General features: G+C 65.2%; 19 protein-coding genes and 1 pseudogene. 8 read left to right on the forward strand and 12 right to left on the reverse strand.

All coding sequences use genetic code 11. From position 1 onward, the window contains the following. Window positions 1-68 precede the first annotated feature (68 nt). A pseudogene (locus HLH45_RS08885) lies at window positions 69-421 on the reverse strand (hypothetical protein). Here HLH45_RS08885 and HLH45_RS08890 point away from each other — a divergent pair. Next, window positions 420-3191: a TonB-dependent receptor gene (locus tag HLH45_RS08890; protein ID WP_033478762.1), complete on the forward strand. Its 2772-nt coding sequence runs from the start codon at window positions 420-422 to the stop codon at window positions 3189-3191. The pseudogene HLH45_RS08885 and the gene HLH45_RS08890 overlap by 2 nt on opposite strands. Continuing rightward, entirely contained in the window at window positions 3181-4794 is a 1614-nt protein-coding gene (locus HLH45_RS08895) for a histidine-type phosphatase (RefSeq protein ID WP_033478763.1), read from the forward strand. The genes HLH45_RS08890 and HLH45_RS08895 overlap by 11 nt, the downstream gene beginning before the upstream one ends. A gap of 570 nt (window positions 4795-5364) precedes the next feature. Here the strand turns inward: HLH45_RS08895 and metK are convergent. Further along, window positions 5365-6576: a methionine adenosyltransferase gene (gene metK, locus HLH45_RS08900; RefSeq protein ID WP_005910819.1), complete on the reverse strand. Its 1212-nt coding sequence runs from the start codon at window positions 6574-6576 to the stop codon at window positions 5365-5367. Window positions 6577-6820: 244 nt separating this feature from the next. Between metK and HLH45_RS08905 the strand changes: the two genes are divergently transcribed. Next, window positions 6821-7921 (forward strand): metal-dependent hydrolase, encoded by a 1101-nt coding sequence (locus HLH45_RS08905; protein ID WP_008573554.1) that lies wholly within the window; start codon window positions 6821-6823, stop codon window positions 7919-7921. Here the strand turns inward: HLH45_RS08905 and HLH45_RS08910 are convergent. The 5 genes from HLH45_RS08910 to HLH45_RS08930 all read right to left on the reverse strand — a co-directional run bounded on the left by HLH45_RS08910 (window position 7915) and on the right by HLH45_RS08930 (window position 15084). Then, window positions 7915-8742, reverse strand: coding sequence for a class I SAM-dependent methyltransferase (locus tag HLH45_RS08910; protein WP_008573555.1), 828 nt, complete (start codon window positions 8740-8742; stop codon window positions 7915-7917). The two genes, HLH45_RS08905 and HLH45_RS08910, sit on opposite strands and share 7 nt — an antisense overlap. A 28-nt stretch (window positions 8743-8770) precedes the next feature. Then, window positions 8771-9769 carry a tRNA dihydrouridine synthase DusB gene (gene dusB / locus HLH45_RS08915; protein WP_008573556.1) on the reverse strand — a complete coding sequence of 333 codons (999 nt, stop codon included), beginning with the start codon at window positions 9767-9769 and terminating at the stop codon, window positions 8771-8773. A 108-nt stretch (window positions 9770-9877) separates the two neighbouring features. Next, window positions 9878-12220, reverse strand: a complete 2343-nt coding sequence (locus HLH45_RS08920) for a glycoside hydrolase family 98 domain-containing protein (RefSeq protein WP_008573558.1) — start codon at window positions 12218-12220, stop codon at window positions 9878-9880. 524 nt (window positions 12221-12744) lie between these two features. Beyond that, complete coding sequence (locus tag HLH45_RS08925) at window positions 12745-13695, reverse strand: ribokinase (protein WP_008573562.1); 951 nt, start codon at window positions 13693-13695, stop codon at window positions 12745-12747. A gap of 90 nt (window positions 13696-13785) precedes the next feature. Further along, on the reverse strand, window positions 13786-15084 hold the full coding sequence (locus tag HLH45_RS08930) for a NupC/NupG family nucleoside CNT transporter (protein WP_008573564.1): 1299 nt from the start codon (window positions 15082-15084) through the stop codon (window positions 13786-13788). Window positions 15085-15971: 887 nt separating this feature from the next. Here HLH45_RS08930 and HLH45_RS08935 point away from each other — a divergent pair. The 5 genes from HLH45_RS08935 to HLH45_RS08955 all read left to right on the forward strand — a co-directional run bounded on the left by HLH45_RS08935 (window position 15972) and on the right by HLH45_RS08955 (window position 21421). Next, complete coding sequence (locus HLH45_RS08935) at window positions 15972-16940, forward strand: potassium channel beta subunit family protein (RefSeq protein ID WP_014089419.1); 969 nt, start codon at window positions 15972-15974, stop codon at window positions 16938-16940. 161 nt (window positions 16941-17101) lie between these two features. Continuing rightward, on the forward strand, window positions 17102-17341 hold the full coding sequence (gene hemP / locus HLH45_RS08940; protein WP_031421158.1) for a hemin uptake protein HemP: 240 nt from the start codon (window positions 17102-17104) through the stop codon (window positions 17339-17341). Window positions 17342-17600: 259 nt separating this feature from the next. Continuing rightward, window positions 17601-19832, forward strand: a complete 2232-nt coding sequence (locus tag HLH45_RS08945; RefSeq protein ID WP_008573571.1) for a TonB-dependent hemoglobin/transferrin/lactoferrin family receptor — start codon at window positions 17601-17603, stop codon at window positions 19830-19832. Between the two features lie 5 nt (window positions 19833-19837). Beyond that, window positions 19838-20440 (forward strand): hypothetical protein, encoded by a 603-nt coding sequence (locus HLH45_RS08950; protein ID WP_033478765.1) that lies wholly within the window; start codon window positions 19838-19840, stop codon window positions 20438-20440. A gap of 57 nt (window positions 20441-20497) precedes the next feature. Continuing rightward, entirely contained in the window at window positions 20498-21421 is a 924-nt protein-coding gene (locus HLH45_RS08955; RefSeq protein WP_033478766.1) for a DUF6607 family protein, read from the forward strand. Window positions 21422-21547: 126 nt separating this feature from the next. Here HLH45_RS08955 and HLH45_RS08960 read toward each other — a convergent pair whose 3' ends face one another. The 5 genes from HLH45_RS08960 to HLH45_RS08980 all read right to left on the reverse strand — a co-directional run bounded on the left by HLH45_RS08960 (window position 21548) and on the right by HLH45_RS08980 (window position 25703). Next, on the reverse strand, window positions 21548-21901 hold the full coding sequence (locus HLH45_RS08960) for a DMT family protein (protein WP_005910790.1): 354 nt from the start codon (window positions 21899-21901) through the stop codon (window positions 21548-21550). A gap of 79 nt (window positions 21902-21980) precedes the next feature. After that, entirely contained in the window at window positions 21981-22865 is an 885-nt protein-coding gene (locus HLH45_RS08965; protein ID WP_008573578.1) for an ABC transporter permease, read from the reverse strand. Then, on the reverse strand, window positions 22862-23695 hold the full coding sequence (locus tag HLH45_RS08970) for an ABC transporter ATP-binding protein (RefSeq protein ID WP_008573580.1): 834 nt from the start codon (window positions 23693-23695) through the stop codon (window positions 22862-22864). Before HLH45_RS08970 ends, HLH45_RS08965 begins: the two co-directional genes overlap by 4 nt. Before the next feature lie 3 nt (window positions 23696-23698). After that, window positions 23699-24745 (reverse strand): ABC transporter substrate-binding protein, encoded by a 1047-nt coding sequence (locus HLH45_RS08975; RefSeq protein ID WP_008573582.1) that lies wholly within the window; start codon window positions 24743-24745, stop codon window positions 23699-23701. 40 nt (window positions 24746-24785) lie between these two features. Further along, window positions 24786-25703 (reverse strand): TauD/TfdA dioxygenase family protein, encoded by a 918-nt coding sequence (locus HLH45_RS08980; protein WP_008573584.1) that lies wholly within the window; start codon window positions 25701-25703, stop codon window positions 24786-24788. Between the last annotated feature and the right edge of the window lie 179 nt (window positions 25704-25882).

Raw genomic sequence — 25882 nt, forward strand, 5'->3', positions numbered from 1 at the left:
CGTCGATCGCAGGCTGGCGGGCGGCCGAAGGCAGTCGGCAACACCTGCCGTTGGCGCGTGCGCAACCGTCAGATGATTGAGGTGTGTGTCTGCGCCACCACCTGGCCCCGTGCATCCAGGGTCCATGCATCGCCTCGCCGGCGCGCATGCCCTGCTGTCGGTGGATGCATGCGCCAGGCAGGCAGCGCACAGCGTCGACAATGTTTGCCTCCATACGGCAATGACTGTGCCGACTTGCGCATGCGTTGCGCGCATTTGTCATGTTCGCAACCACGGTCACCAAACTGACATACCGCATCACCACCATGCGCGGCGCCTGCTTGCAGGTGTGATGCAGTTCCGCCTGCGCGGGCTGCCTCGCTTCCCCACATTCGCGGCGGCGCAGCCTTGGCGCGCTGCTGCATTCATCGGATTGGATCATGATCGTTCGTTGCTCGCTGTTGCGTCCTTCGCGGTTGTCGCAGGCGCTGTGTTTGTCGTTGTGCGCCCTGTGCGGCCATGCCGCGGCCCAGGAGACGCAGGCCACCACGCCCGCACAGGGCGACATGGCCACGCTGGACAAGGTCACTGTCGCTGCCACGCGCTATAACGCGACCGACATGCAGATGGCCGCCACCAATACCGTCAACGTGTTGTCGGCCGACGATCTCAAGACCACTGCCGTGCACAACGTCGCCGAAGCGCTGGGCCTGATGCCGGGCGTCAACGTGATCAATACCGGGCAATCGTATTTCGGCGGCATCGACGGGGCCGCGCGCGGCGAAGGCATGTTTTCATCGGTGCGCGGCCTCAATGCCGAATACAACGTCAACCTGATCAACGGCATCAACGTCGCGCAAGGCATGCCGTACAGCCGCGGCGTGCAATTGAGCCTGCTGCCGCCGTCGGGCCTGCAGACCATCGTGTTGAACAAGACCTCCACCGCCGACATGGACGGCGATGCGATCGGCGGCACCATCGATTACCGCACGCCCAGCGCATTCGATTCGCCCGATCGCCAGGGCGGCAGCGTGACCTTGAGTGGACGCCTGGAAAGCCGTGCACGCGACTACGGCGATTCCGGGCTGGGCAGCGGCGCAGCCGGCGACTGGCATGCGCGTTTCGGCGGTGCCGGGCAGTTCGGTGTATCGGTCAGTGCGTATTACGACGAGCGCCATTTCGTGAACAGCGAAGTGGCCTCTGCCTCGGCTGCACGCAACGATGGCGCATGGAAATTCGCACGTGCCGACGCCAGCGGCAATCTGGCCGCAGGCGCCGACCCGCAAGAGGTCCTGCAGAGCACCGGCGTCAATATCGGCTACTCGCAGGGGCAGACCCGACGCTACGGCGGCAACGCGGCCTTCGACTGGCGTGTGGATCCCAGTTTGCATCTGTATGCACGCATGACCTACGCCTTCGCCAAGACCGAGCAGAACACCGGCTACACGCAGTTCGTGCCGGCCAATGTCAGCTTCACGCAAATCGGCAGCAGCGGCGTGTATCAGCCGCAGATCAACCGCGTTGCGGTGCGTTACTGGTACGAAACCAACCCGGAAGAGGCCGACCTTGCCACCGTGCAGTTCGGCGCAGAAAAGCAGCTCGGCCATTGGACGTTCGCGCCCAACATCTTCTACGGCACCGGCAATAACGACCGGCCGGATCACGTGGAAATCTCCGCGCGCAACGACCAGTACAGTTCGACCAACTTTGCCTATGGCGCCAACCGTTTCATCAGCTACGACGGCGACGGTTTCCCGGTTCCCTTGCTCACCCCGGCCATGCAGGCGCAGGCCTCGGACGTGGGTAGCCTGTATGCGCGACGTACCGGGCAGATTTCCAAGCAATACAGCGGCCAGGACAAGGGCGGCGGCAAGTTCGACGTGGCCTATGACTTCGATGCGGGGCTACTCAGCCGCATTGCCTTTGGCGTGAAGTATGTCGACAGCTCGCGCAGCTTCACCGATCGCGATTGGACCAATGCCAAGTACACCGACGGCACCTTGTTGCGCGATACCGGCCTGATCGCGCAGCGCTATGATGCGGTCTATCCAGGCCAATACGCGTTTCCCACCGTGCGCCTGAGCAATGCAGCGCTCAATGACCTGATCGCACGCACGCTCACCCCTGCCAGTTTCGACAGTTGCGGCCAGTTGGCCATCAACAATCTCAACTGCAACACCATGCGCGCGACCGAAGCGGTGAGCGCTGCCTATGCAATGGCCACCTTGCGCGCCGGCAACTGGGAAATCCTGCCGGGCGTGCGCTTCGAACATACCGCCATCACCAACACGTTCTGGGCGCAGCCGGCCGCCATCAACGGTGCCGAGCAGGTCGGCGCATTCGCCAACAACCACACGCGCTACAACGTCGCCTTGCCCAGCGTGTTCGTCAATTACCGGCCCGATGGCGATGGCGCGGTGTATCGCGGCTCGGTGTGGACCAGCTACACGCGCCCGGCCTTCGTGCAGCTGGGCGGCGGCCGCTCCACCGACATCTCCAGCGATGGCCAGACCACCATCACCGAAGGCAACCCGGATCTGAAACCGATCAAGTCGCTCAACGTGGACCTGTCGGGCGAATGGCAGAACGACAGCGGCGGCCACGCCATGCTGGCCGGCTATTACAAGCGCCTCACCGATTACATCTATGAAAGCGGTTCGAACGCCGCCAATGCCGGCGAAAGCGAAAGCGGCAATATCCGCTTCGTGCGTCCTCAAAACGGTGGCGACGGTCGCGTGCTGGGCATGGAAGCGGCCGTGCGGCAAACCTTCCAGGGCCTGCCCGCTCCGCTGGACGGCTTCGGCATCGGTGCCAACATCACCCGCCAGACCACGCGCGTGGACCTGGGAGAAGAAGGCTTCGCACACGAACGTATCCAGAACGCGCCGAACCTGCTCGCCAATGCGGAGCTGTTCTACGAAAAGGGGCCGTGGTCGGTCAACCTGAGCTATCACTACTCCGGCGAATACGTGTCGGTGTACGACTATCTCAACCAGGGCGCAAACTGGGACAACCTGTGGATCAAGCCGATCACCCGCGTGGACCTGCATTTGGGCTATGCACCGAACGATCACCTGCGCGTGGATCTGTCGGTGGCCAACCTCACCAAACAGCACAGCTACTGGGCGCACGTTGGCCATGACACCGATGCGATTTCCGACATCGTCGATTCCGGTATGACCAGCCTGTTGACCGCCAAGTATGTGTTCTGATCGCGCACGATTCGCATCCGACGACCTTCCAGGTGCGCAGCAGGATGCAGATGTCATGACGGACGCGATGCATAGCGCAGGCCGTGCACGCGCCTGCGGTGAAACGGAGCAGTGGGCATTGCAACGCGCGCCGTCGGCCAGCGGTGGGGAGCCGCGATGGGCCGCCCGCGTTGTCGCGAGCGCAGGTGCCGCGATGGGGATCGCGGCACCTGCGCGGCAGGCCAGGCGCAGGCAGTGCGTCGGCATTGCACCGAGGTCTGGCACGCCCCGTAGCACGCCAGTGGCAACCGGCAGCGTGCTGTGCCTGGTACTGACGGCTGCGCTGGCGTTGGGCGGCTGCACCACGTCGATCCCGAGCGTGTCCACCGCGCGCGGCTCCACAGCGCACGGTGGCGATCAAGCGACAGGCACCGCCGGCAAACAGGTGGGCACCGGAGCGCCGGCATCGACGCAGGCCGCGCAACTGGAGCGCGTGGTGGTGGTGTTCCGGCATGGCGTGCGCGCACCGCTGCAAGGCGAGGCCGCCGCCGCGCACTATGCCGACCAACCCTGGCCGCAATGGTCCACGCCCGCCAGCCTGCTCACTCCGCATGGTCGCCAAGGCGTGCGCTTGAGTGGCGAGTACCTGCGTCAGTGGCTGGTGCAGCAGGCGTTGTTGCCGAGCAACGGTTGCCCGGTAACCGGCAGTGTGTCGGTGTGGGCCAATACCGATCAACGCACCATCGATAGCGGCGCACTGCTGGCCGACGCGCTTGCACCCGGCTGCGGCATTCTTGCCGGGCATCGGGAGGCTGGCAGCAACGATCCGCTGTTTCGACCGATCGAGGCCGGCACGGTGCCGTTCGATGCGGCGGCAGCGGTCGCATCGATCCAGCAACAGACCGGAGGCCCTGCCGCCTTGCTGCAAGGCCATGCTGCCGAGCTGCAGGCATTGCAGCAGATTCTGGGCTGCACGCGGACGCCGTGCGAGTTCGCGCAGATGCCTTCGACGCTGGCGCCGTCGGCCAACGGGCGCGGGCTCAAGTTAGGTGGGCCAATTGACCTGACCTCCGGCACCGGCGAGGTGTTGCTGCTGCAATACGCAGAAGGCCTGCCGCTGTCGCAGGTCGGTTGGGGCCGTGCGACGCCCGAGCGCCTGGCCCAGGTCTCACGCCTGCATGCATTGCTGTTCGATATTTACGCACGGCCGCACTACATGGCCTCGCGTTCTGGCGCACCGCTGGCGCGCGAGGTCTTGCAACGCTTCGGTGACGCGCAGGCGCCGAAGGTCTCGGTGTTCGTCGGCAGTGACACGCATATCGCCGCGTTGAGCAGTTTGCTGGGCGTGCACTTTCATCTGCCCGGCTACGGCGCCGACGATCCACCGCCGGGCGGCGCGTTGCTGCTCGGCCTTTGGCGCGAGAGCGACGGCCGCCAGCTCGTGCGCGCCCGTTACCTGGCGCAATCGCTGGATCAACTGCGCACGCTGGTACCGCTGGATCTGGCCCATCCGCCGCTGCAGCAGGAACTGTCGCTGGGCTTGTGCGCTCCGGAGCAACGCATGGCCTGCCCATTGGCGGATTTTGCGATGGCGCTCGAACAGCAGTTACAGCTCGATCGGTAGCAACAGGTTCGCGACCGCTGTTCTGCGGTGGTCCACATGGCATGTGGCTTCGCCCCGTACCCTCACCCCAACCCCTCTCCCGCGGGGAGAGGGGCTTGAGCGGCGTGGTGTCGTTGTCCCTTCTCCCGCAAGGCGGGAGAAGGTGCCCCGTAGGGGCGGATGAGGGTGCGTGCGCAGCCACGTGCTATCTGGCAGGTGAGTGGCTTTGCCCCGTACCCTCAACCCCCCTCCCGCGGGGAGAGGGGCTTGAGCGGCGGTTGGCGTCGTTGTCCCTTCTCCCGCAAGGCGGGAGAAGGTGCCCCGTAGGGGCGGATGAGGGCACGTGCGCAGCCACGTGCTATCCGGCAGGTGAGTGGCTTCGCCCCTTATCCTCACCCCAATCTCTCTCATGCGGGGAAAGAGACTCTATTTCGTCACGCCCGTACGCGTGCGGGACCGCCGTTAGCCGAAGCCTTCGCAACCTGCCACTTCCTGGCGTGGGTAACCCACCGACGACCCCAAAACCGCAACTGGGCCGCATCAGCGGCCCAGTCGTTATGCGTCTACCTAGCTCTCGCAAAAGCGGGGCGATTATTTCAGCTTGGCGGCGGCACGCAGTGCGTCGGCGCGGTCGGTCTTTTCCCACGAGAACGAGGTCGCGCTGTGCTGCGCGCCAGTGCCGTCGGTGTAGGTGAAGTCCTTCGGCTTGCGGCCGAAGTGGCCGTAAGATGCGGTCTGCTGATACATCGGGTGGATCAGGTCGAGCATCTGGATGATGCCGAACGGACGCAGGTCGAAATGCTTGCGGATCAGCTTTTCGATCTGCTCGTCGGCGATCTTGCCGGTGCCGAAGGTGGTGACCGAAATCGAGGTCGGCTCGGCCACGCCGATGGCATAGGAGACCTGCACTTCGCAACGGTCGGCCAGACCGGCGGCCACCACGTTCTTGGCGACATAACGCGCGGCATAGGCAGCCGAACGGTCCACCTTGGACGGATCCTTGCCGGAGAACGCACCACCACCGTGACGCGCCCAGCCGCCGTAGGTGTCGACGATGATCTTGCGGCCGGTCAGGCCGCAATCGCCCACCGGGCCGCCGATCACGAACTTGCCGGTCGGGTTGATGTGGAACTTGGTGCCCTTGTGCAGCCACTTGGCCGGCAGCACCGGCTTGAGGATTTCCTCGCGCACCGCTTCGATCAGGTCCTTCTGCTTCACGCCCGGGTCGTGCTGGGTCGACAGCACCACTGCATCGATCGCCGTCGCCACGCCATCTTCATAGCGCAGGGTGACCTGCGACTTGGCGTCTGGACGCAGCCACGACAGCGCCGAGTTCTTCTTCTTGCGGATCTTGGCCTGCTGCTCGACCAGGCGGTGCGAGAGGTGGATCGCCGCCGGCATAAAGCTGTCGGTTTCGTTGGTGGCATAGCCGAACATCAGGCCCTGGTCGCCCGCACCCTGCTGCTCGGGATTCTTGCGATCCACGCCCTGGTTGATGTCCGGCGACTGCTTGCCGATCAGGTTGAGCACGCCACAGGTCTCGCCGTCGAAGCCGACGTCGGAGCTGTTGTAGCCGATGTCCAGGATGACCTTGCGGGTCAGCGCTTCCAGATCGATCCAGGCACTGGTGGTCACTTCGCCGGCCACGATCGCAACGCCGGTCTTGACCATCGTCTCGCAAGCCACGCGGGCGCGCTTGTCCTGGGCCAGGATGGCGTCCAGCACTGCGTCGGAGATCTGGTCGGCGATCTTGTCCGGATGGCCTTCGGAGACCGATTCGGAGGTGAACAGGTAGCTGGACATCAGGCTTATATCCCTTGATTCGGATGAAAAGATGGGTGCGGATGATACACGCCCCGTGTGTCGGTTGCATTGTGCGCCTGAATGGATCGGTTTGGGGTTAAGCCGACGTCGGTCCGCCGCCCGGGCGCACGGGCCTGTGCGTTGCTCGTGACGATTAACTGCCCGGTGACGCAGCGGTGCCGGCCGGCCGCACCCCGCCTCAAACATCCCGATCCGTGCAGGTCCGGCCTGCTAGCATCGGCCGATGGATTCATTGACCCAGATCGTTCTCGGCGGCGCCATCGCTGCCGCCATCGCGCCGCCCGGACAGCGGCGTGCCGCCTTGTTGGCAGGCGCGGCACTGGGCACCTTGCCCGACCTCGACTCGCTGGCATTGCTGCCGCTCACCGACGACCCGGTCACCCTGATGACCGTGCACCGCAGCGTCAGCCATTCGTTGTTCGTGCTGCCGCTGGTGGGTTGGTTGATCTGGTGGCTGTTCCGCCGCTACGGCAATGGACGCGTGGCCAGCGCACCCACGCGCTGGTTCTGGGCGATCCAGCTGGCCTTGATCACGCATCCGCTGCTGGATGCGTTCACCGTCTACGGCACCCAGCTGTGGTGGCCGTTGCAGCCGCATCCGACGATGTGGTCGAGCGTGTTCATCATCGACCCGGCATACACGGTGTGGCTGTTGCTCGCCTGCGTGGTGGCCTGGTTTGCGCGCGCGCGCCCGTTTGCGCAACACGTGCTGGTGATCGGGTTGGTGGCCAGCACCGCGTATCTGGGCTGGTCATTGATTGCCAAGCAACTGGTCGACCGCCAGGCCGATCGTGCGCTGGCGGCGATGGGCCTGGCCGATGCGCGGCGGTTCTCGGTGCCGATGCCGCTCAACACCTTGCTGTGGCGCGTGGTGGCGATGACGCCCAACGGCTATGTCATCGGCGAGCGCTCTCTCGTGGCCGACACCGGCCCGATGCACTTCCGTGGGTTTTCCAGCAACACCCAGGCGTTGGGCGAAGTGGCCAGGTTCGATTCGGTGCGTCGACTGACCTGGTTCAATCGCGGCTTCATGCGCGCGCGCCTGGTCGACGATGACCTGATGCTCAGCGACCTGCGCATGGGCCTGGAGCCGGACTACAACTTCAACTTCGTGGTGGCCCATCGCGACAACGGGACGTGGCAGCCGATCGTGCCGCGGCAGGTGCAGGCGGCATATCGTGCGCCGGTGGCACGCGACCAGATCGTTGCAGTGCTGGGGCAGATGTGGCACCGCATCTGGCACGAGCCCCGCAGCACCGTGCTGACCGGTGACCTGGAAGCTGTCGGCGCTCCGGTCGTCGCGCCCGCATCGGCAACTCAATAAACCGTGGCGCGCGCCTGCACGAACGAATAGAAGAACACGGCGTCCGGGTCGCTGTGCACCTGCGCCAGTTCACGACGCATGCCATCCACGGTGGCGGCCTCGACCGCGCCGGCCTGCAGTAATTGATCGGCCGCCGAGAGCAGCACTTCTTCCCAGAACCCGATCATGGTCTTGCGCCGGCCCGGTTCGCGGTTGTCCAGATGCAGCGTCTTGATCTGCGTGTGCACATCGCGAAAGCCCCCGGCCAGCAGCAGGTTGCCCAGCTTGGCACCGACGAACGGGTCGCCGCCCTGGTCGTGCTGGAAATCGTTGAATGCCATCCAGTAGCGCCACAGGTTGGGCGAATACGGATGCAGCAGGAACGAAGCATTCATCACCTCGGTCACGTACACCGGCGAGCCGGGCAGCAGCACGCGCCGCACTTCGTTGAGCACGCGCGCAGGCGAGGGCACGTGTTCGAGCACCCAGCACAGAAACGCCGCATCGAACTGACGCGCCTCGAACGGCAAGTCGCTCGCATCGGCCTGCTGCAGTGTGTAGCGCGCGCGGCACCACGCCAGCCGTTCGAGATTTGCCCGCGCCGCGCCCAGCTGCGCCTCGCTCAGATCCACGCCGGTGACATGCAGTTCGGGAAAACGGCGCAACAGGATTTCAGTCTGCGCGCCGACGCCGCTGCCCACTTCCAGCAGGCGCCGCGCGCCGCTGTAGTCGATCTGATTGAACAGCGTGGTTTCCAGCAAGCGCGCCTGTTTGAGCAGACGCGCCTGTTCGGTGGCGGAAAAGCCGTGCAGATAGGTGGGGGTGTCGCTCGGTGCGCTCATGCGTGCGGCTCCAGCAAGGCAGGAAAACTCAGGCAGCGTCCGATAGTGCGGGCGGCACGCCGGCGATCAAGGCATCGAAGTAATCACGCGTCAGGGCCAACTGGGCTTCGGGCGTTTCGGCGCGATTGACCACCGCCCGGAAGTCGGCGCTTTGCGGGTGGTCCTTGGCATACCAACCCAGATGCTTGCGTGCGATGCGCACGCCCTGCGGTTGGCCATAAAACGCGTGCAGCGCTTCCAGGTGGCCGAGCAAGGTATCGCGCACGAACGCCAACGACGGCGGCGGCAATACCTCGCCGGTGGACAAAAAATGTGCCACTTCGCCGAAGATCCACGGGCGGCCTTGTGCGGCGCGGCCGATCATCACGGCATCGGCGCCGGTTTCGCGCAGCACCTGAGCGGCTTTCTGCGGCGAGTCGATATCGCCATTGGCAACCACCGGGATCTGCAGCGCGGCCTTGATCTGCGCAATCGTCGCGTACTCGGCGCTGCCGGTGTAATGCTGGTCGCGGGTGCGTCCGTGTACGGCGAGCGCGGCGATGCCGCAGTCCTGCGCGATCCGCGCGATCGTCGGGCCGTTGCGGTGGTCGCAATCCCAACCGGTGCGGATCTTCAACGTCACCGGCACGTTCACTGCCTGTACCACCGCGGTCAGGATGCGTGCCACCAGGTCTTCGTCGCGCATCAGCGCCGAGCCGGCCCACGCGTTGCAGACCTTCTTGGCCGGGCAGCCCATGTTGATGTCGATCAACTGCGCACCGTGGTCGACGTTGTAGCGCGCCGCCTCGGCCAGTTGCTGCGGCTCGGTGCCGGCGATCTGCACGCTGATCGGGTCCGGCTCGCCGGCATGGTCCATGCGGTGCAGCGATTTGCGCGTGCCCCAGAAGCGCGGGTCGGAAATGGTCATTTCCGACACCGCCAGGCCCGCGCCCAGCCGCTTGCACAGCAGCCGGAACGGTTTGTCGGTAACGCCCGCCATGGGCGCGAGGATCACCTTGGGAGCGATGGAGTAGGGGCCGATCTGCATGGCGCTAGTGTAACTTCAGCGGTGACGGCCCTTCGTGCTGCCAACCCTGCGGCGGCCGGGCCGGCAGCAGGCGGGCCGGCTTGGCCGGCACCGCCGCTGCGGTATCGCCTACTGCCAGACGGCCAGATTATCCAGGTACAGCTTGGCCTGGGTGCCTGCACTGGCGCGGTATTCGACGATGTTGTTGCCGGCACGCAAGGTCGCCGTCAGCGGACTGCTGGCCCAGTCGCTGGCCGAACTGGTCTGGGCGAAGGCCGGGGTGCCGACACGCAGGCCATTGACGTACAGGTCTACGCTACCGACGCTTGCGCCCGGTGCGGAATAGCGCGTGGCCAGCGTATAGCTTCCCGCCTGCGGCACGTTGATGGTGGTCCGCAAACGCGCGCCGGGGTTGCCGCCGAAGTCGACATAGCCCAGCCCCTGGTAGTTGTGCACTGCGCCGGAGACGCCATTGGCGACAAGGCTGCCGATGCGCAGGAAGTCGAAGTTCTCCGCTTCGTATTGCCGCACGCCGGTATAGGCGGGTGGCGCGGCCGGTGCCTGCAGTGGTGTGACCGCCGCGGCGCTAGCGCGTCCGGTGGCCGAGCCGGAGCACTGGATGGTGATGTCCAGCGGCCCGTTGTGGGCGACGTTCAAGGTCAGGCCATCGCCGCTGGGCGTGGCGGTGACGGTACTGGCCTGGTGCTCGCCGCGATCGGCAAAGGTATAGGTCGGCGTGGCGCTGGCGCCGCGGATGGTGATGGTGTCGGTCTTGAGCGGGCCGGTTTCCGAATCGAAATTGGTCAGGTAGACCGACACCGCGTCGGCGAACTCCTTGACCACGCCCGTCGTGTAGGGGCCGTAGGTCATGTTGAGCGCGGCGCAACTGTTGTACTTGAGGTTGAACGCGCCGCTGGCGGTCTTGTTGGTCTTGTAGGGGTTGTAGGTGACCCAGGTGTTGTCTTGACGTGCCACATAGAGATCGCCGGTGGATTCCTGCGGGAACAAGGCATTCAGTTCCTGGGTCTTGGCGGCGATGGAGGGCCAGCGGGTGGCGTACGCGCTGCGCTTGACCTGTACGGGGAAGGACTTTGCAAGGTCATCGCTCAACTGCCATACGGTCGGGATGGCGGGGTAGCGCCCGGTCTTCTTGTACCAGCTGTGCTGGTTGAGATAGGTGCCGTCGTCGTCCATCAGATACAGGCCGGAGAACAGCGTTTCCGGCGATGCATACAGACTCTGATCGTTGCCGCTGGTGGTGTCGTCGACCACTGCCAGCTTGGTGCGGTCGATCACCTGCTGGCGATCGAGGATGTGCAAGGTGCCGTCGAGAATCTTGCGGTAGACATCCATATGGATGTTCTTGAACTGCGGGAAGAACTGCCAGCGCCGCGTGTTGTAGCCGTCGGCGGTGGTCCCGTTTGGCAGGCTTTGAACGGTATCGGTCCAGATCAGTTCCGGGCCATCGAAATAGGTTTCGCCGGTCAGCGTCAGGTGCTCGATCAGATGCGGGGCGCCCGCGGCCAGAGGATAGGCGCTGCCATCGGCGGCGTACCAGCCGCTGCTGTCAGGACGGATGCCGTAATGGCCCGCAAATCCCGACAGAAACATGCCCAGGCTGACGCTTTCGATGTCGTGGTAGCCGTAGTTCATCGTGAACTTTTCTTGGATGATGAAATTCTTGGCATAGCTGCCCAGGGCCGTGCGCAAGGCCTCGTTGCGCTTGACCATTGCCAGCGGGTTGATGTTTGCGCCCCAGAAGCCGCCGGTGAAGCTCACCGCCAGATAGCCGCCGTACTTGTTGGTCAGCTTGAGCAGGTTGGCCCAGTGCTCCCAGCGCTGCGCTGCCGAGACCGAGCAGGCTTCGTCGAATCCCCAGAACTGCTCGGCGTAGTTGAAACCCAGGAAGTTCGGGTAGTCGCGGAAGAACTCACCGTAGACCGTCGATTCCAGATCGGTGCCGTTGGGATAGTCGGGGAAGTGGCTGAAGCCGCCGCTGGACGGTTGCACCATCGCCCAAACACCGTTGGCCGCAGCTGTCTTGATCCACGAGCGTGCCGTCTCGATCCCGTTCGCCACCTGGTTCCAGTTGCACTGATTGTTGGTGGCGCCTTTGTGACTGATCGAGAGCGAGATTAGCAGAACCGTGTAGGGGCGCAGGTCTGCAGGAATCAGGTCGATGATCTTCTGCGGATCGGCGGCGTTCCAGGTGTCGGCATGGATCACGAACATCGGCTTGTCGGGCGCGAGGCTGCGCCGGAATGCCGGGTCGATACTGGCGCTCGCCGTTGCCGTGGACGCCTGCGTGGCGGTTGGCGCCATGGCGCGCGGGGCGCTCACGGTGACCGTCGCCGCCGGCGATGGGGTCGCAGCGGTGCCGGCATCGGCGGCATCGCCGCCACAGGAGCTGAGCAGGCAGGGAAGTAAGACGCAGGGCAGCAGGAATGGCGTGCGCGATCGACGCAGGATCATCGGTAGTTCCGTTGAGCTTGGGGGGCAGGGCCAGGCATACCGCGTCACTGCCATTGCGTGAGGCGGTAATGCGCCAGTCGACGATGCAGACGCATCTCGGTAAGCCGCGCCGCCAGGAGCGTCCTCGCATGACAACAGGCAATGGTCGTGGTACGCCCGGTGGTGCGGCGATAGTAGGCAAGCGCAGATAGCGCGCTAGCGCGTGCAGCCGATCAGCACGCTTTATGCGATGCGCTTTCGTTTTTCGAGCACCCAAAACAGCGCTGGGTCACGTGGCGTCGCGATGGCGCAGCCGGTGGTGTGACGTTGGCAGCAGAGCGTGCGCAGCGTGGCGAAAGCAGACATGCGCTCGTTGCAGCGTCACATCGTTCGGCGCGATGCGCAGCGACGCGGCCAACCTTGTCGCGATCGTCGTTGGGCGCGGGACATGCACGCGCATTCCTGGGAAAAACCTGGGCGCCTGCGTGGGTGCGGTGTCGAGGGCATGCGCGCGTGGCGCACGCCAATGGCAGTGAACCGTGGTCTCAGTCGTCCGCGCGCAGCCGCGGCATCGACACCGCCGCACCTTCCACCTCGGTGGAGCGCGCCGCATAACGGGTGGCAAAGCGCACGTGGGTTGCGAAGCTCGCAGCCGGCACCTGCGCCAGCGAGGCAACCAGCGCACCGTTGAAGGCATCGCCCGCGCCGGTGGTATCGATGGTCTGCGCGCTTTCCGCGCCCACGCGGTAATGCGCCTGGCTATCGCCGCGCAGCTGTTCTTCGGCGTGCGAAATGAAGGCGCCCACCGCGCCCAGTGTCACCACCACGGTACCGCCCGGCAGCAGCTTGCGGCACAACGAATGCAACGTATTGCCGTCCAGCGCGGCGACGTCGTCGGCATTGATGCGCTCGCCGACATGGCGACCGAGCAGTGCGGCGAATTCGGTTTCGTTGGGCGTCAGCACATCCGAGAGCTTGAGCAGGCCAATCGAGGTCGGTGCATTGGCCGGCGCGGCATTGAGCACGGTCAGCACGCCACATTCGTGCGCCAGCGCCAGTGCGGACTCGATCGTCTCGGCCGGGGATTCCAGCTGCGCCAGCAACACCTTTGCCGCAGCCACCAGCGGGCGTTGGTTCTCGATGAAGGCGGGGCTCAACACGGCGTTGGCGCCGGCGCCGATCACGATGGTGTTGCGGCCGTGCCCGTCGACATAGATGCCGCCGGTACCGGTCGGTTCATTACTGGGCTCGGCGATCAGCGAAAAGCCGTCCTGCGCGGCCAGCGAGCGCGCCAACGCACCACCGGCGTCGTCGCCCAGCGCGCACAAGAAATGCGTCTTGGCGCCAGCGCGTGCGGCCGCAACCGCCTGATTGAAGCCCTTGCCGCCCGGGCCGGTGCTGTAGCGCCCGGCGATGGTCGCGCCCGGCACCGGCAAGGCATCGCAGCGCCACACGTGATCGACATTGAAGGACCCGACAACGACGACCGAACTCATAAATACCTTGCCTTGAATGACTGACTTGAAAGACTGGATGAAACGCGGCGTGCAGTGATTAGACCGTCACGCCGATGAACCCGCACCGCCTCAACCGAAATGCGACAGCACACCGGCAATGGTAGCGGTCATGAAGGTAGCGATCGAACCGCCGAGCACCGCACGCAGGCCGAACTTGGCCAGATCGTGACGACGTTCCGGCGCCAGCCCGCCGATCCCGCCGATCTGGATCGCGATCGAGCTGAAATTGGCGAAGCCGCACAGCGCGTAGGTGGCGATCAGGCGACCTTCTGCGCTCAGGCCTACGCCCGGCACTTCGCCCTTGACGATGCGCGACAACTCGCTGTAAGCGACGAACTCGTTGATCACCACCTTCTGGCCGATCAACGACCCGACCGTGGTCGCATCCACCCACGGGGTACCGATCACCCAGGCGATCGGCGCCAGCACGTAGCCGAAGATCGTCGACAGGTTGGTCGGGCGGCCCAGTAGCGCGGCGGCGCCGGTGACCTCGCCCAGCCAGGTCAGCGGTGCGTTGATCAGCGCGATCAGCGCGATGAAGGCCAGCAGCATCGCGCCGATGTTCAGCGCCAGGCGCAGGCCATCGCCGGCACCGGCCGCGGCCGCATCGATGACATTGCTGGTGGTTTTTTCCACTTCCATCTTGACGGTGCCGCGGGTCAGCGGGGTGCCGGTTTCCGGCACCAGCAGCTTGGCGACCACCAGCGTGGCGGGCGCGGCCATGATGCTGGCGGCCAGCAGGTGCTTGGCATAGAACGCCTGTTGCGCCGGATCGCTGCCGCCGAGCATGCCGACGTATGCAGCCAGCACGCCACCGGCGATATGCGCCATGCCGCCGATCATCATCGTCAGCAGCTCGGACTGGGTCATCTTGGGGATATACGGGCGCACCGTCAGCGGCGCTTCGGTCTGGCCGATGAAGACGCTGGCGCACACGCTGGTGGTTTCCGCACCGGAAACGCGCATCACCTTGGTGATCGCCCACGCCATCGCACGCACCACCATCTGCATCACGCCCAGGTGGTAAAGCACGCCCATCAGCGCCGAGAAGAAGATGATGGTGGGCAGCACCTGGAACGCAAAGATGAAGCCGTAGCTGTCGATGTTCATCAGGTTGCCGAAAATGAAGGTGGACCCTTCATTGACGAAACTCAGCACCTTGACGAAGCCCTTGCCCAGCGCGTCGAACACGTCGCGCCCGCCCGGCACCAGCAACACCAGTGCGGCGAACGAGATCTGCAGGGCCAGACCGGTGGCGACCAGCTTCCAGTCGATCGCGCGGCGGTTGCTCGAAAACAGCCAGGTGATGCCGATGAGCACCGCCAGACCGAACAGGCCGAAACCGATCCTTCCCAAACCTTCGACCATTCCAATCCCCGGGCTGCTGACGGCAAAACGGGAAGCCTAGAGCAGGGGGTGACAGGGGGCAAGGCGAGGGGCATTCAGATGGCCTCGGTCGGCCCACAGACGAGAGGGGGCGGGCAGGGGCAGGCCCGCGCTGGCGCGCTGTGGGACCGTGCTTGCGCAAAGTCGGGAGTCCGCATGGGCGAGGTGGGCGGTGTTCATCGCGTGGCGGCGCGGCTGTGGCGGTCGTGGCGCCCGCCCGGATGCGGTGTTCACCGTCATGCGTCAGCGTTCGGGGGAACTGCCGCGCAGCCTGGAGTGGCTGAAGCGCGTGATTGGATCTACTGCTGCGACTGCTACGGCTGTCGTTGCTGCTCCGCTTCATCGGGCGGGGTGTCTTTGGTGCAGATGGCCTGGGACGGTTGGCGTTTGTGCGCGAGTGCTGCTGACCGTTGCACGCATGTCCGCCGGCGTCATGCGCTGGTGTCTCCAGGCACGGTGCCGCATCCGGTGTCGGGGCACGCCGTCAATCCGTCCATGCGGCTGGTTGGCGCATGCATGCCACCAATGGCCCCACCCTGGTTGCGACGCCACACGCCGGCGATTTTGCCTGTTGATCGGCAAGCAGTCGCTGCAGCAAGGTCTCGCGTCTGTCACGTGTGGATAGGCGTGGAAACGCCCATGCAAGCCGAGGCATTCGGTGCAGATAACCACCAACGGCAGACCAACACCGACAAAAGCGCCGATCACGATGCATGCGCAGTGCAGGCGGTGCTGCGAACACGCAGTCGAGCCGGGAACAGGTCGATGCACGGCGCTGCACACGCCGCGCGCTGTGCCTGCCCGACGCCACGGCCTACACTGCGCACGCCGGTCCAGGGCAGGTGCCCTGGAGGTTGCGGGAGTTCGCCATGCTTTACCGACGTCTGGGTTCCACCGGGCTGCAGCTATCGGCCTTGTCGTTCGGGGCCTGGGTCACCTTCGGCAAACAGATCGGGCGCAGCGAAGCGCGCAATCTGATTGCCGCCGCCTGGGACAACGGCATCAATTTTTTCGATAACGCCGAGGTCTACGCGCGCGGCCGCGCCGAGGAAGTGATGGGCGATGTGATCGCCGATCTGCGTTTGCCGCGCGATGGCTTCTGCGTGTCGAGCAAGGTGTTTTTCGGTGCGGTCGACAGCCCGCGGCCGACCCAGCGCGGGCTCTCGCGCAAGCATGTCACCGATGCCTGCCACGCCGCGCTCAAGCGCCTGCGCGTGGAGTACCTGGACCTCTATTACTGCCATCGGCCCGATCCGGACACCCCGATCCAGGAAACCGTACGCGCCATGGATGCGCTGATCCGCCAGGGCAAGGTGCTGTACTGGGGCACATCCGAATGGAGCGCCGCGCAGTTGCGCGAGGCCATCGCGATTGCCGAACGCGAACATCTGCATGCGCCGGCGATGGAACAGCCGCAATACAACCTGCTGCATCGCGAGCGGCTGGAGCGCGAATACGCGCCACTGTGCGAGAACGGGCTGGGCACCACGATCTGGTCGCCGCTGGCCTCGGGCCTGCTGACCGGCAAGTACAACGCGGGCGTGGAGGCCGACAGCCGTCTGGGCCAGCCGGGCAACCAATGGTTGCAGGACGAAGTGCTGGGCGCGCCGGAAGCGCGCCGGCTGGAGCGCGCCCGCGCGTTCTGCGCGGTGGCGGCCGAGCTTGGCCAGTCGCCGGCGCAGTTGGCCATCGCCTGGTGCCTACGCAACCGGCATGTGTCCAGCGTGATCCTGGGCGCGAGCCGGGTCACACAGTTGGAAGAGAACCTCGGTGCCCTGGACACCCTGGATCAGGTCGATGACGCCGGGTGGGCACAGGTGGAGTCGAGCACGCGCTGAGCCATTGGGTCGATCGAGTGCTGCGGTGGATGCTTGTAGTAGTCACCGCAGCTGAGGGCAGCGACACACGTCCGTTCGATTGGCGCGATCAATCGAAGACTAGAGAGCGATTTAAACATCCGGCCTTTCAAATGAGAATGGCTCTTGATCATTAAATGAGAATGGTTATTATTTGTCTGGCCAACCGACTGGAGAACCAGATCATGACCGCCCACCCCGTGCTGCTTCGCTCCGAACCGGTCAATCTGCGCGACCGCGCCACGCCGCGCGCCGTGCCCACCGAAGACCTCATCAGCAGCCAAGCGCTGCTCAAGGGCCGGCGTGAAGTGCTGATCCAGCACGGCGATCGCGTCTATCGCCTGCGCCACACCAGCAACGACAAGCTGATCCTGACCAAGTAATTCCAGCCACTGGGCTGCGCACAGCCACTGTGCGCAGCCGCTGCCGCAACGATCGTCATGCGCCGTCAGTGCCGATGGCGCGATCCTGCTCCACGCGCAACGCTCGATTGCCATGGCATCCCATCTTTGCGTACTCGCTCAACGCGTGTGCGCAAGATCGCAGCGGGCGCTGCCGCCGCCGCCCGCCACTCAACTCCATCTTCCCTGCCGCGTTTGGCTTATGCCGCACGCGCCGCCGGGGGACGCGTAAAGGTTCCTGATGATCCGCCTGCATCCGCTGGTGGTCGCGCTGTCGCTGGCGCTGCCCGCTATTTCCTTGTGTGCCCGTGCTGCCGAACGCGATGCCGGAGCGGAGGGTGCGCGTGAGGTGCACGACTTCGACCGGCTCCAGGTCACCGCCACGCGCACCCAGCGCGCGCTGGTGGATGTGCCCAGCACGGTGGATGTGATCGACCGCGAACAGCTCGACAACCAACTGGTGCGCGAACTCAAGGATCTGTTCCGCTACACGCCGGGCGTGTCGGTCACCAGCACCAGCGGCCGCTTCACCGGTGCCAACGGCATCCGCATCCGCGGGCTGGATGGCAACCGCGTGGCGATGCTGGTGGATAACGTGCCGGTGTCGGACACCTTCAGCTTCGGCAGCTATCTCAACGCCAACCGTAACTTCGTTGACCTGGAAACGCTCAAGCGCGTGGAAGTGGTACGCGGGCCGGCCAGCTCGTTGTATGGCTCGGATGCATTGGGCGGCGTGGTCGCTTTCGTCACCAAGGATCCGTCGGACTATCTGAGCGCAGACAAGCACAGCTACGCCGGCCTGAAGTTCGGCTACGAAGGCGACTGGAACGGCCTGTTTGCCGGTGCCACCGGCGCGTTCGGTGGCGAACGCTGGAGCGGCTTGGTGGCGGTGAGTCATCGCCAGGGCCAGGAGGCGCAAAACCAGGGCGATGACCGCAGCCGCGATTTCACCCGCACTGCGGCCAATCCGCAGCGCATCGATGGGCGCAGTGTGCTCGCCAAACTGGTGTACGCCCCAAGCGCACAACAGCGCTTCAAACTCACGGTCGAAGGCAACGAAGACTACGGCAGCATCGATGCATTGACCGGCGTCGATACGCGGAGTCCGACGGCGTCGCTACGCATCCTGTCGCAGCAAGGACGCGATCATCAGACACGTGCGCGGGTCTCGCTGCGGCATGAAGTCGATGCGCTGGATTCCGTGTGGACCGACGATCTGCAGTGGCAGCTGTATCGCCAGGACAGCGAGAGCCTGCAACGCACCAACGAACTGCGCGGCAACACCACGCGCCGGCATAACGAACATAATTTCGATCAGCGTGTTTACGGCCTGCTGGTCAACGCGCATAAGTCCATCGAAACCGGCACCCTCAGCCACGAAATCACCTATGGGCTGGATGGCACCTGGACCGATACGCGCGCCAAGCGCGACGGCTATTCGGTCAATCTGGCCAATGGCGTGGTGAGCAATCGCGTCGGTCAGGACGTGTTTCCGGTGCGCGACTTCCCGATGAGCGAAACCACCAAGCTCGGGTTGTATGCGCAGGACGAGATCGGCCTGCTCGATGGCCAGCTGTCGCTGGCGCCGGGCGTGCGCGTGGATTATTTCCGGCTGTCGCCGCAGGTGGACGACATCTTCCGCGAAGACAATCCCGGCGTTGCCGCCGAGACCATCGACGAGACCCAGGTGTCTCCCAAGTTCGGTGCGGTGTGGCGGTTTTCGGACGCCTGGTCGGCGTATGCCAATTACGCGCATGGCTTCCGCGCGCCGCCGTACAACGACGTCAATATCGGTTTCACCAATCTGCAGGCGCGCTACACCGCCATCGCCAATCCGGATCTGAAATCGGAGACCAGCCGCGGCGGCGAACTGGGCCTGCGTTTCAACGATGCGGTCGGCTATTTCGGGCTGGCCGTGTACTACACCGACTACCGCAACTTCATCGAATCGTATGCGCCGGCTGGCGTGAATGCCGACGGGCTGGCGCTGTTCCAGTCGCGCAACGTGGACGATGTGGTGATCAAGGGCGCAGAGGCGCGCGCGGGCATCGATCTGGGCATGCTGGCGGGTTGGCAAGGCTGGTCGTTGAACAGTGCCGTTGCCTATGCGGAAGGCGACAACCTCACCGACGGCACGCCGCTCAATTCGGTCGACCCGTTGCGCGGCACGCTTGGCATGGCCTTCGACAGTGATCGCTGGGGCGCAGAAGTGATCGGTACCTTTGTGGCCCGCAAACATCGCCCGCAGCTGGACAGCTATTACGTGCCGGCCGGCTACGCCACGCTGGATCTGATGGGGCATTGGGAATTCGCGCCCGGCGCCAAGCTCACCGCAGGCGTGTTTAACCTGGCCGATCGCCGTTACGTGGACTGGAACGCGCTGCCCAACGGCACGCTGGCCAGCAGCACGGTGCTGGACCGCTTCACTGGCGCCGGGCGCACTGCCTCGGTCAGCCTGGCCGTGAGCTGGTAGCGGCCATGCCCAACCTCCGCGCCATCCCGTTGCCCCTGCATGCACGCGCTACCCGCGCGGCACTGCCGCGACCACGGCAGTTGGCGGCGCTAGGGACGGTGCTTTGCCTGTATCGGCCTGCGTTGGGCAACGAACTGGATGGTTGGCAGCACGCGGTCGCTGCAGCCGCGTCTCGTCGGGTGGACAGCGATGGCGTGCACGAGGGCATCTGGTTCTTCGATGCGGCAGGACACTGCTGCTGGCGGCTCTGCCTGTTGCCCGACAGCGATTTCCTGAGCTGGGACCGCCTGGTCTCTCGGCTGCCACCACTGCCGATGGACACGCACGAACTGGGCGTCGGCGAACGGCTATGGCGCCGCCTGGCCGGACGCATGCGCGGCGATGCATGGCGCTTGAGCGCACTGCGCTTGCAGCCTGCGGCCAGCCACGGTCACCCCATCACCGCCAGCCTGGCCACCGTCTCTGCGCTGAGCGCTGAGGTTGCTGCACGGTTGGTGCGCGAAGAGGGCATCGACGGCCGCGTGGTCGTGGACGATTGTTGCTGTGCGCGCGCTGCAGCGCTGCGTACTGCCGCGGTGAATGCCCGCGGTGCCGACCCCGTGTCATGACGATGTCGCTGCTGCGCGCGCGTCCCTGATGTTCCCCAATGACTACCGAGAGTGCCGATGAGCCGATTGTTCTCCCGCTGTGTCGCCGCCACACTGAGCCTGTTGCCGTTGATTGCCGCCGCCGATGCTCAGCGCGATCGGCAGAGCATCCTGGCGATGCAGGGCGAATACGCGGTGGATTTTGCGTTCGACGAAACCGTGCTGCTCAAGCCCGGCTACGAGCGCGCTTCGGCGATGCGCAGCGGCGCCAGCGAAGTGGTCATCGTGGTGGAGGATTCGCCGCGCAGGCTGGTGCTGCAGCACGTGCTGGTCGACGAAAAGACCGGGCACGTGACCAAGCATTGGCGGCAGGACTGGACCTTCGAGGCACCGCAACGGTTTGAATTCACCGCCGAGCAGACCTGGACGGTGCATGCGCTGACGCCGGCCATCACCAGCGGCGCCTGGACGCAATGTGTGTACGAAGTCAGCGACGCGCCGCGTTATTGCGGCACCGGCCGCTGGGACTACGCCGATGGCCACCCCACCTGGACCAGCGATCCCAGCTGGCGCCCGTTGCCGCGGCGCGAGTACACCAGGCGCAGCGACTACAATGCGCTATCGGTGATCAACCGGCACACGCTGACGCCGAACGGCTGGACCCACGAACAATTCAATACCAAGGTGCTGCGCAAGCCCGACGGCACCCAGGAAGCGATTGCACGCGAGTTCGGCTTCAACGATTACCGCAAGACCACCGAGGTGGACTTCGCCCCGGCCTATGCGTACTGGAAAGGCACACAGGGGTATTGGGCCAAGGTGCGCGCGCGCTGGGCCGCATTCCTGCAAACGCCACCGGGTCTGCATCTGAAAACCAAGCCGGACGGCATGGCGATGATCGTACCGATGTTCGAGCAGGCCGAGTCAGCGCAGAAGGGCAAGCCGGTCAAGGACGCGCAAATCGATGCGGTGTTCGCACGGTGGGTCGAACCGGCGAACTAGGCACCCTGACGCCGTAGGAGCGCATCCGGGCGCGATATGGCATTCCCGGTAAGGCCCACGCACCGCAGGGGGCTCTTGCGAGGCCGACCCCGGGTGCGCGCCTACGAGCGAGAGGGCGCTTTGCCTCTATTCCTTGAACATCAGGAACGCGGCCACCAGGATCAGGCCGAACGCGGCCCAATGGTTCCACTTCAGCGACTGCCCCAGGTAGAAGGTGGAGAAACCGGCAAAGACCAGCAGCGTGATCACTTCCTGCATGCCCTTGAGCTGCGGCGCCGAATACACCGCGCTGCCCAGACGGTTGCCAGGCACCTGCAGGCAGTATTCGAAGAACGCGATGCCCCAGCTGACCAGGATGGCGATCATCAGCGGCGTGGTCTTGTACTTCAGGTGCCCGTACCAGGCGAAGGTCATGAACACGTTGCTGGCGATCAGCAGCAGAACCGGGTACAGGTAGGCGGTGAAGGGGGCAGTGGGCATGGCGGCGAGCGGCAGAGAATGGGGGCCGAAGCATAAGCCAACTTCGTTAAGCGCACGCGACCGTGCCGCCGGGGCCGCGCTAGCGCTGCATGCCCCAGCGACGCACCGTGAGCCGCTCGATCGCCTGGAACACCACGCCCTCCACCAGCAGCCCCAGCACGATCACCATCGCCAGCCCCGCGAAGACCTTGTCGGTGTAAAGCTCATTGCGGTTCTGGAAGATGTACCAGCCCAGGCCGCCCTGGCCGGAGGTGGCGCCGAACACCAGTTCGGCGGCGATCAGGGTGCGCCAGGCGAATGCCCAGCCGATCTTCAGCCCGGACAGGATCGCCGGCAGCGCCGCCGGAACCAGCAGTTGCACCACATAGCGCGGGCCGCGCAGGCCGTAGTTGCGCCCGGCCATGCGCAGCGTGTCCGGTACCGCCTGGAAGCCGGCGTAGGTGGTCAGCGCCAGCGGCCACAGCACCGAGTGCACCAGCACAAACACTAGGCTGCCGGTGCCCAGCCCGAACCACAGCAAGGCCAGCGGCAACAGCGCAATGGCCGGCAGCGGGTTGAACATGGCGGTCAGCGTGCCGAGCACATCGCGGCCCCAGCGCGTGGAAGCGGCCAGCGCGGTCAGCACGAACGCCAGCAGCACGCCCAGCGCATAACCTTGCGCCAGCACACGCAACGACGCACCGACCCGGCGCAGCAGTTCGCCCGACAGCAGCCCGTCGTAGAACGCGCGCGCGGTCTGCACTGCGCCGGGCAGCATCAGATCGTCGCCGACCAGCCGCGCGGCGATCTCCCATGCCGCGACCAAGACCACCAGCACCAATGCCTTGCGCAGCCAGGGCGGTGCGTGCCAACGCGTGGGCGTGGTCGCGGCGCCCAGGGCAGGGTCCAGCGGGGTCAGTGCCACTTCGTACTCGGGCCGCACCGGTGGAATCGGCGGCACTGCGCTTGCGGTGCTGCGGCTCATGTCAGCGCCTGGCGTTGGCGCAGGGACGGGCGACGCAGCGGTGCCACCTTGTCGTCGTCCAGCGTGTCATCGGGCAGATCGAACAGCAGCCGGTGAATGCGTTGCGCGGTCTGCTGGAAGGCCACGCTGCCGGCACTGTGCGGGCCGAAGGCATGCGCGTTGAGTTCGGCGCGCACCTGGCCCGGGTGCGGCGACAACAGCAGCACGCGATTGCCGACCACCAATGCTTCTTCGATGGAATGGGTGACGAACAACAGCGTGAAGCGCAATTGTTCCCACAATTCCAGCACTTGCTCCTGCATGCGCGAACGCGTCAGCGCATCCAGTGCCGCGAACGGTTCATCCATCAGCAGGACACGCGGGCGCATCGCCAGGGCGCGTGCGATGGCCACACGCTGCTTCATGCCGCCGGACAAGGTGTGCGGGTAAGCATCTGCAAATCCGCTCAGCCCGACCTGGGCCAGACTGTCGTCTGCCCGCTCGCGCGCCTCGGCACGGCCGAGTTTGCGCGCCGCACGCAGCCCGAACACCACGTTCTCGCGCACGGTTTTCCATGGTGCCAACTGGTCGAATTCCTGGAACACCACCACCCGGTCCGGCCCGGGACCGGTGACCGCATGACCCTGCAGGCGGATCTGTCCTTCGCGCGGCGCAACAAAACCGGCAACCGCCTTGAGCAATGTGGATTTACCGCAGCCTGAGGGCCCCAGCAGCACGAAGCGGTCGGCTTCGTGCACATCGAAGCGCACGCGATGGGTCGCGCGCACCACGCGCTGGGCCGAGGCATATTCCAGGCTGACATGATCGACCTGCAGCAGGGGCGTGCTCATCGCTCAGCTCCCGCCCGCAATCAGCGGGTCGTCGAAAAAGTAATCGCCCACCTTGCCCGGCGCCTGCTTGATCGCCCCGCTGTGCTGCATGAACTTGCCCAGCCCCAGCGTGTTCTGCGGTGCCACGGTGAACTGCACTTTCGGGTCCTTGAGGATCTGCAGCACCAGCGCGCGGTCGATGCCCGAGCCATTACGACGCAGGAAGATATCGGCCGCCTGCTCCGGATGGGCCGTGACGAACTTCGCCGCCTGGTCCAGTGCGGCGACAAACGCGCGGTAGGTCTTGGGATTGTCCTTGCGGAATTTTTCGGTGGCGTACAACACCGTTGCCGACGACGGGCCGCCTTCGATCTCGTAGGAACTGGTGACGATATGCGCGGCCGGGTTGCGCGCCAGTTCCTGCTCCTGAAACGGCGGGCTGGCAAAATGCGCGGTGATTTCGGTACGCCCACGGATGATCGCCGCGGCGGCATCCGGATGCGGCAAGGCGACCTGTAGCGCGTCGAGCTGATGGGTGCCCTTGTCGCCCCAGCGTTGTTGCGAGGCATGCTGCAGAAACCGCGACTGCACCGAGACACCTGTTGCCGGCACCGCAATGCGGTCCTTTGGCGTGAAATCGCCGATGGACTTGATGCGCGGAGTGTTGCTGATCAGGTAGTACGGGAAATTGCCCAGCGATGCGACGCCGCGGACATTCTGGCGGCCGCGCGTGCGGTCCCAGATGGTGAACAGCGGCCCGACACCGGCACCGGCGATATCGATCGAACCGGTCAACAACGCATCGTTGACTGCCGCCCCACCGGAGAGCTGCAGGAATTGCACGTCGATGTCCACACCGGCGGCCTTGCCCTGCTGTTCGATCAACTTCTGGTCCTGCGCCACGTCCAGCAGCAGGTAAACGATGCCGAATTGCTTGGCGATCCGCAGCTTGCCTTCGGCCTGCGCATGCGCGCTGTGCAACAGCGGCAGCGCGGCCAACACCAGCAGCGCGATGCGCCGCGAAAAACGCCGGCGCGGCGCAGGAGCGTGGGAAGTGACGGTCAAACGCATGCGGCGCTCCAGTCGGGAAGGGGAGGGAACAGGTGCAGGCTCAGAACGGTGCATCGCCTTCGATGGTGGTGCGGTTGAGCCGGCGCCGCAGATGATCCGGCGTGCCTGCAGCCAGATGCATCACCGAACGGTTGTCCCAGAACACCATGTCGTGCGGCTGCCAGCGATGCCGATACACCAGCGCAGCATGCGTGGAGTGTTCGAACAACCTCTGCAACAGCGCGCGGCTTTCGTCCTCGGGCAAGCCGACGATGCGCGTGGTGAAATGCTCGCTGACGAACAGTGCCTTGCGGCCCGTCTCCGGATGCGTGCGCACCACCGGGTGCTGCACCGGTGTCACTTCGGCAATCTGCTCCGGCGTCAGTGCCGGCCGCCACGGATTGCGGGCGCGCAACTCCTCGTACTTGGCCAGATAACTGTGTTCGGCACGCAGGTCCTGCACGGCGCGTTTGAGCGATTCGGGCAGCGTTTGCCATGCCAGGTGCTGGTTGGCAAAGAGGGTGTCGCCGCCTTCGCCGGGCAGCTCCTGCGCATGCAGCAGCGACCCCAGGCTCGGTGTTTGCTTGTACGACAGATCCGAGTGCCAGTAATGCCCGGCATCGCCCAGGCCGATCGGCTCGCCGTTCTCCTTGATGTTGGACACCACCAGCACTTCCGGGTGCCCGCGCAGTTGAAAGTTGCGCAGCACGTGAATCTGCAGCGGCCCGAAGCGACGGCTGAATTCCACCTGCTGGGCCGGTGTGATGCGTTGATCGCGAAACACCAGCACGTGGTAATCCAGGTGCGCGCGATGGATACGCGCGAAGGTGGCGGCGTCCAGCGGCTGCGCAAGGTCCAGCCCGATCACCTCGGCGCCCAGCGGAGCGTCGAATGGCACGATCCTGACGCTGGAGCTCTGCACGGGGGAAGACGCATCGCGCGGCGTGTGCACACGCGCTGCGGAAGTGATGCTGGCCATGACGTGGCACCTCGACGGCAACGAAAGGCCGCCTGGGCCGGCGGCCGGACATACCACTCTAGGCAGTCGTGTCACTGCTGCGAACGTACGATTTGCAAGGTGCTTATGCGCTGCAGACATATGCAGCACTCACAGAAGAGCAAGGCCCCTCACGCTGCGCGCCACAGCGTCCGTGAGCT

The organism is Xanthomonas euvesicatoria (assembly GCF_013112235.1).
Classification (GTDB): Bacteria; Pseudomonadota; Gammaproteobacteria; order Xanthomonadales; family Xanthomonadaceae; genus Xanthomonas; species Xanthomonas euvesicatoria.